Source organism: Thioalkalivibrio denitrificans (assembly GCF_002000365.1).
Lineage (GTDB): Bacteria > Pseudomonadota > Gammaproteobacteria > Ectothiorhodospirales > Ectothiorhodospiraceae > Thioalkalivibrio_A > Thioalkalivibrio_A denitrificans.
In genome coordinates this window covers 1-5,702 of sequence record NZ_MVBK01000102.1, presented here as the reverse complement: position 1 = coordinate 5,702, position 5,702 = coordinate 1, and the positions used below count along the sequence as shown (strand labels likewise).

Sequence of the window (5,702 nt, the reverse complement as noted above, 5' to 3'; positions counted from 1 at the left end):
CGTGGTGTCGGCTACGCCTGCGCCGTCTTGCGGTCCGCGCGCCCCGTCACAGCGGCATCTCGACGCCCTCGCTACGAACGGTGGTGAAATATGCGGGCTAGTTGTTGATTTTTGAGGATGGTGCCCGGGGCCGGACTCGAACCGGCACGGCATAAGCCGGGGGATTTTAAGTCCCCTGCGTCTACCTGTTCCGCCACCCGGGCGCGCTCGAACGGGCCATTGTAGCCGCATCGATGCGCACGGGCTAAGCGGGCAAGGGAAATTGGAGGCTGGGGTCGGAATCGAACCGGCGTACACGGCTTTGCAGGCCGCTGCATAACCACTCTGCCACCCAGCCGGTGGGGCGGAACGAGGGAGCGATCATAGCACTCCCGTTCCGGAAACAAAAAACCTCGGTGCAACCGAGGTTTGAGGAATGCTGGAGCGGGAAACGAGACTCGAACTCGCGACCCCAACCTTGGCAAGGTTGTGCTCTACCAACTGAGCTATTCCCGCAGCAAGCGCGTATTCTAGTGAGCGTCCGGATTGCGGTCAAGTGGCGTCCCGGGGCGCCGCAACGCCGCGCGCAGGTACTGGATCATGGACACCAGGGTGAGGGCCGCCGCCACGTACAGCAGGCCCAGGCCGATGGGGATCACGGGCAATCCGGCGATGGGTTGGCCGAACAGCAGCAGGAAGATGGCCACCATCTGGGCGGTGGTCTTGAGCTTCCCGAGGCTGGATACGGCCACCTTGCGCTGTTGTCCGATCTGGGCCATCCATTCGCGCAGGGCGGAGATGGCAATCTCGCGACCGATGATCACCGCGGCCGCAGCCGCCAGGAGAATCCCGCCGATCCGATCCACCAGCAGCACCAGCGCGGCGGCCACCATGAGCTTGTCCGCCACCGGGTCGAGAAACGCACCGAAACGCGAGGTCTGCCCGAGCTTGCGGGCCAGGTAGCCGTCGAGCCAATCGGTCAGGCCGGCCAGCGCGAAGATGGCGGCGCTGGCCGGTCCGGCCCAGGGAACCGGCAGGTAGAAGACCACCACGATGAGCGGAATGAGCGCGATTCTCAGCCAGGTGATCAGGGTGGGAATGTTGAGAATCATGCTTCAGGCCCGGTGCAATGCTTGCCGCTCATGGAGGTCGTTGATCCGTGCGGGCCAGTCCCTGATCGGCCGGTCTTTTGCCTGCAACACCCGCCCCGTTTCACGGGGTGCAGCCTGTGCATGTCAGTCCGCGTGAAAGCGTTCATAGATCTGCTGTGCCAGCTTCCTGCTGATGCCGGGGACCTTGGACAGCTCCGTGACCCCGGCGCGGCTCACGCCCTGCAGGCCGCCAAAATGCCTGAGGAGTTGTTGTCTGCGCTTCGGGCCCATCCCGGGGATCTGTTCCAGGGGTGACTCGGTACGCGCCCTGGCCCGGCGCTGGCGGTGGCCCGTGATGGCAAAGCGGTGCGCCTCGTCGCGTATCTGCTGTATGAGGTGCAGGGCCCGCGAGCCCGGCGGCAGTATAATAGACGGCCGGTCCGGGTCACTCAACACGAGGGTCTCCAGACCGGGACGCCGGTCCGCACCCTTGGCCACGCCCACCACGGTGACGTTCGGCACCTGGAGTTCCTCCAGCACGTCCACGGCCTGCGCCACCTGCCCCTTGCCGCCATCGATGAACAACACGTCCGGTACGCGCCCCTCCCCCTTGCGAAGCCGCGTATAGCGCCGGTGCAGCGCCTGCCTCATGGCCGCATAGTCGTCGCCCGGCGTGATGTCCTCGATGTTGAAGCGCCGGTAGTCCGACTTGACGGGCCCGTCCGCATCGAACACGACGCAGGCGGCCACCGTGCGTTCGCCGCCGGTATGACTGATGTCGAAGCACTCCATACGTGCGGGTGCCTCGGCCAGATCCAGTTCCTCGACGAGGGCGTCCAGACGCTCGCGCATGCCGGCGCGGCTGGCCAGGCGGCTGCGCAGGGCCATGCGGGCGTTGCGCCGCGCCATGTCCAGCCACCGGGCCCGTTCCCCGCGCACCCTTGTACTGAGGGTCACCGCCTTGCCCCGTCGCAGGGCGAGCATGCCGGCCAGCGAGTCGCGGTCGGCGGGTTCGTGGCTGAGGATGATCTCCGGGGGAACCTCGTGGTTGAGGTAATACTGCCCCAGAAACGCCGTGAGCAGTTCGTCGACGGGGGTGTCGTCGGGCATGGCCGGAAAGAGCGCCTTGTTGCCCAGCTGATGGCCGCCCCGCACGAAGAACACCTGCACACAGGCCTGACCGGAGCCGGTTTCGCAGGCCACGATGTCCACGTCGCCGCTGCTGCCGCTGATGTACTGCTGTTCAGACACCTGTCGCAGGCGGCTGATCTGGTCCCGGTAGCGGGCGGCCTGCTCAAAGGCCAGCCGCGCCGAGGCCTCCTCCATGCGGTCCACCAGGTCCTGGATCACCTGGCTGCTGCGCCCCTCCAGAAACTGCACCGCGTGCTCCACGTCGCGCCCGTAGTCGCCCTCGTCCACGTAACCCACGCAGGGCGCGGTGCAACGTTTGATCTGGTACTGCAGGCAGGGACGCGAACGGTTCTGGAAGAAGCTGTCCTCGCACTGGCGCAGCAGGAAGACCTTCTGCAGGAGATTGAGCGCCTCGCGCGCCGATGCGGACGAGGGATACGGCCCGAAGTAGCGTCCGCCCGGCTTGCGCGGCCCCCGGTACAGCGCAAGCCTCGGAAAGGCGTGATCGGTGAGCAGGATATAGGGGAAACTCTTGTCGTCGCGGAGCAGGACGTTGTAGCGCGGACGGTGTTCCTTGATGAGGTTGTTCTCGAGCAGCAGTGCCTCGGCCTCGGTGTCGGTGACCGTGATTTCGACATTGCCGATCTGGCTCACCATGGAGCGGATGCGCGGGCTGGCCAAGTGACGGCGAAAGTAACTGGCCACACGCTTCTTCAGATCCTTGGCCTTGCCCACGTACAGCACCGTCCCGTCGGCATCCATCATCCGGTAGACGCCCGGCCTGTGGGTGAGATTGCGCAGGAAGGCGGCCGGGTCGAAGGCCTGGGAAGACGACTGCTCGCTCATGACCCCAAAGGCGGAATCCGGTCCCTGATCCGCTCAAAGACCTGCCGGAACATGTCGGGGGTGAGGCGCCGCGTCTGGGTGTTGTACCGGCTGCAGTGGTAGGAGTCCAACAGGGTGAACGCCGGCAACTCGTGTTCGGCGCCATGGGCAAAGCGGTGCGCCGAGATCTTCCGCCCGAGGGCCCGCAACACCGCGTTGTGGGCCAGGGTGCCCAAGGCGAGGACCACGGCGCCGCCGGGCAGGCTGCGCAGTTCCGACGCCAGATACGGATTGCAGTTCGCCACTTCCACACCCTGTGGCCGGTTTTCCGGGGGCAGACACTTCACGGCGTTGGTGATGCGGCAGTCGCGCAGTTCCAGTCCGTCGTCCAGGGCCACGGCTTCGGGGCGATTGCTGAAGCCGAAGCGGTGCAGGGTCTCGTAGAGCAGGATCCCGGCGTGGTCGCCGGTGAACGGCCGGCCCGTGGCATTGGCGCCGTGCATGCCGGGGGCCAGGCCGACCACCAGCAGTCGGGCCTGCAGATCGCCGAAAGGCGCGACCGGGGCGGCGTGGTAATCGGGATGGCGTTCCCGGACCCGGGCCAGGAAATCGTTCAGGCGCGGGCACCGGGTACAGTGAGGGTCAAAGCTGCATTCCATGCGCCCCATGCTACCACGTCGGGGGGCCGGCCCCTCCGGTCAGGAACCGTTGAGGTCGGTGGTGTCACCCTGGACGAGGCCGTGGCGCATGGCCAGGGTGAGCAGTTCCATGTCCGTGGACAACCCCAGCTTTTCCAGAACCCTGCACTTGTAGGTACTGACGGTCTTGGTACTGATGTTGAGCGTGTCCGAGATCACCTGTGGATTGCGGCCCTGGAGGAACATGAGCAGGATCTGGCGTTCCCGGTGGGAGAGCCGGTCGAAGGGGTTCGCGTCATGGTTCGATCCGGAGGTGTTCTCGACGGCAAGGCGCTGAGCCACCTCGGGGCTGATATGACGTTCGCCCCGCACAACGCCCTGAATGGCGGCGATCATCTCCTCGATGCGGCAGCCCTTGGTGAGATATCCGGCGGCACCCACCTCCAGCATCCATCGCGGAAACGGGCCCTCGTCCGTGGCCGTGAGCACCAACACCTTGATACCCGGCTGGTCCCGCACCATCTGCCGGGTGGCCTCCAGCCCGCCCATTCCCGGCATATTCAGATCCATCAGGACCACGTCGGGGCGCAGCTTGCGCGCCTGTTCCAGTGCCTCTTCACCGGTGCCGGCCTCGCCCACCACGTAGATGCCGGTCTGGGTGATCCGGTCGGTCAACAGCCCCCGGATGCCCATGCGGACGAGCTCATGGTCATCCACCAGCAGGAGATCGATCATATCGATCCCCCCGGCGGTCGAAACCGGGCCGGGCAGCGCCAGTCACCACCGTGTGTAGGGATGCCTGACCAGGCTGGTGTTGTAGTATCGCAGGTCATGGGATACTTCCTCCCCGATCCAGTCGGGCCGCTCGAACGTCTCGTCGTCACGGGACAACTCGATTTCGGCGACCACGAGCCCCTGATTCTGCCCTTCAAAGACGTCCACTTCCCATGTGTGTCCGCGATGCTCGACGAAATGTCGGGTCTTCTCGATCAGCGGCCCTTCACACAGCACGCTCAGCATGCGCTGCGCCTCGTGCAGCGGTACCGGATACTCGAACTCCTCCCGGCGCACACCCGGGGTCGCGCTCTTGATATTCAGGTGCGCGGCGTCGTCTGATACCCGCACGCGTATGGAGCTGTGGGCATTCCCGCACAGGTAGCCCTGGCGATAATGGATGCGCCGGGAGACATTATTCTTCCACGTATCGGAAATGACCAGAAACTTGCGCTCGATCTCCTGTGCCATGGTAATTCACCCCGGACACGCGCCCTATATGAAAGAGTTACAGGAATCTTGCGGAGCAGGCCGACTCCCCGGCACATGCGGGTTCAGAAACGCAGCAGCGCCGATCCCCAGGTGAATCCGCCGCCGAAGGCCTCCATCATGAGCAGATCGCCGGGCCGGATGCGTCCGTCCCGGACGGCCACGTCGAGCGCGAGGGGGATGGACGCCGCTGAGGTGTTGCCATGCTCATCCACGGTCACCACCACCCTGTCCATGGACATCTTGAGCTTGCGCGCGGTGGCCTGGATGATCCGGATGTTTGCCTGGTGAGGGATCAGCCAGTCGATTTCCGACTTGTCGATGTCGTTGTATTCCAGGGTTTCGTCCACGATGCGGCCAAGGGTGTTCACCGCCACCTTGAACACCTCGTTGCCCTTCATCTCCACGAACGCCTTGCCGGTCATCACCTCGTCGTAATGGGTGGACACACCCTTGGGCACGTGCAACAGGGTTTCGAAGCGGCCATCGGCATGGAGGTGAGTCGACAGGATGCCCGGATCCTCGCTGGCCTCCAGCACCACGGCACCCGCACCGTCGCCGAACAGTACACAGGTGCCGCGGTCGGTCCAGTCAATGATGCGCGAGAAGGTCTCCGCGCCCACCACCAGGGCACATCGCGCCCCGCCGGTCCGGATAAACCGGTCGGCCACCCCCAGGGCATAGACAAAGCCGGTGCACACCGCCTGCACGTCAAAGGCCGCGCAGCCGTGGATGCCCAGACGCTGCTGGAGCAGGCAGGCGGTGTGCACCGGCT

6 protein-coding genes and 3 tRNA genes are annotated in these 5,702 nt (G+C 65.3%); all 9 read right to left on the bottom strand.

Annotated features, from left to right (window positions below; genetic code table 11):
* Positions 1–118: 118 nt before the first annotated feature.
* Positions 119–203 (bottom strand) — tRNA-Leu (locus B1C78_RS15075).
* Positions 204–263: 60 nt separating this feature from the next.
* Positions 264–337, bottom strand: a tRNA-Cys gene (locus B1C78_RS15070).
* Between the two features lie 82 nt (positions 338–419).
* A tRNA-Gly gene (locus B1C78_RS15065) sits at positions 420–495 on the bottom strand.
* A gap of 14 nt (positions 496–509) precedes the next feature.
* Positions 510–1,091 carry a CDP-diacylglycerol--glycerol-3-phosphate 3-phosphatidyltransferase gene (pgsA, locus tag B1C78_RS15060; RefSeq protein WP_077279993.1) on the bottom strand — a complete coding sequence of 194 codons (582 nt, stop codon included), beginning with the start codon at positions 1,089–1,091 and terminating at the stop codon, positions 510–512.
* 123 nt (positions 1,092–1,214) lie between these two features.
* Positions 1,215–3,047 (bottom strand): excinuclease ABC subunit UvrC, encoded by a 1,833-nt coding sequence (uvrC, locus tag B1C78_RS15055; RefSeq protein WP_077279992.1) that lies wholly within the window; start codon positions 3,045–3,047, stop codon positions 1,215–1,217.
* Positions 3,044–3,685, bottom strand: a complete 642-nt coding sequence (locus tag B1C78_RS15050; protein WP_077279994.1) for a uracil-DNA glycosylase — start codon at positions 3,683–3,685, stop codon at positions 3,044–3,046. Before B1C78_RS15050 ends, uvrC begins: the two co-directional genes overlap by 4 nt.
* 39 nt (positions 3,686–3,724) lie before the next feature.
* The gene (locus B1C78_RS15045; protein ID WP_077279991.1) at positions 3,725–4,399 is read right to left on the bottom strand and encodes a response regulator; all 675 of its coding nucleotides are present in this window, start codon (positions 4,397–4,399) and stop codon (positions 3,725–3,727) included.
* Between the two features lie 42 nt (positions 4,400–4,441).
* The gene (locus B1C78_RS15040; RefSeq protein ID WP_077279990.1) at positions 4,442–4,909 is read right to left on the bottom strand and encodes a CYTH domain-containing protein; all 468 of its coding nucleotides are present in this window, start codon (positions 4,907–4,909) and stop codon (positions 4,442–4,444) included.
* 83 nt (positions 4,910–4,992) lie between these two features.
* The coding region (locus B1C78_RS15035) for a beta-ketoacyl-ACP synthase III (RefSeq protein WP_139349968.1) at positions 4,993–5,702 on the bottom strand (710 nt) is incomplete at its 5' end.

Bases quoted from the DNA above. Each gene is read 5' to 3' on its own strand.
- pgsA (WP_077279993.1), bottom strand. From the start codon at position 1,091: ATGATTCTCAACATTCCCACCCTGATCACCTGGCTGAGAATCGCGCTC.
- uvrC (WP_077279992.1), bottom strand. From the start codon at position 3,047: ATGAGCGAGCAGTCGTCTTCCCAGGCCTTCGACCCGGCCGCCTTCCTG.
- B1C78_RS15050 (WP_077279994.1), bottom strand. From the start codon at position 3,685: ATGGAATGCAGCTTTGACCCTCACTGTACCCGGTGCCCGCGCCTGAAC.
- B1C78_RS15045 (WP_077279991.1), bottom strand. From the start codon at position 4,399: ATGATCGATCTCCTGCTGGTGGATGACCATGAGCTCGTCCGCATGGGC.
- B1C78_RS15040 (WP_077279990.1), bottom strand. From the start codon at position 4,909: ATGGCACAGGAGATCGAGCGCAAGTTTCTGGTCATTTCCGATACGTGG.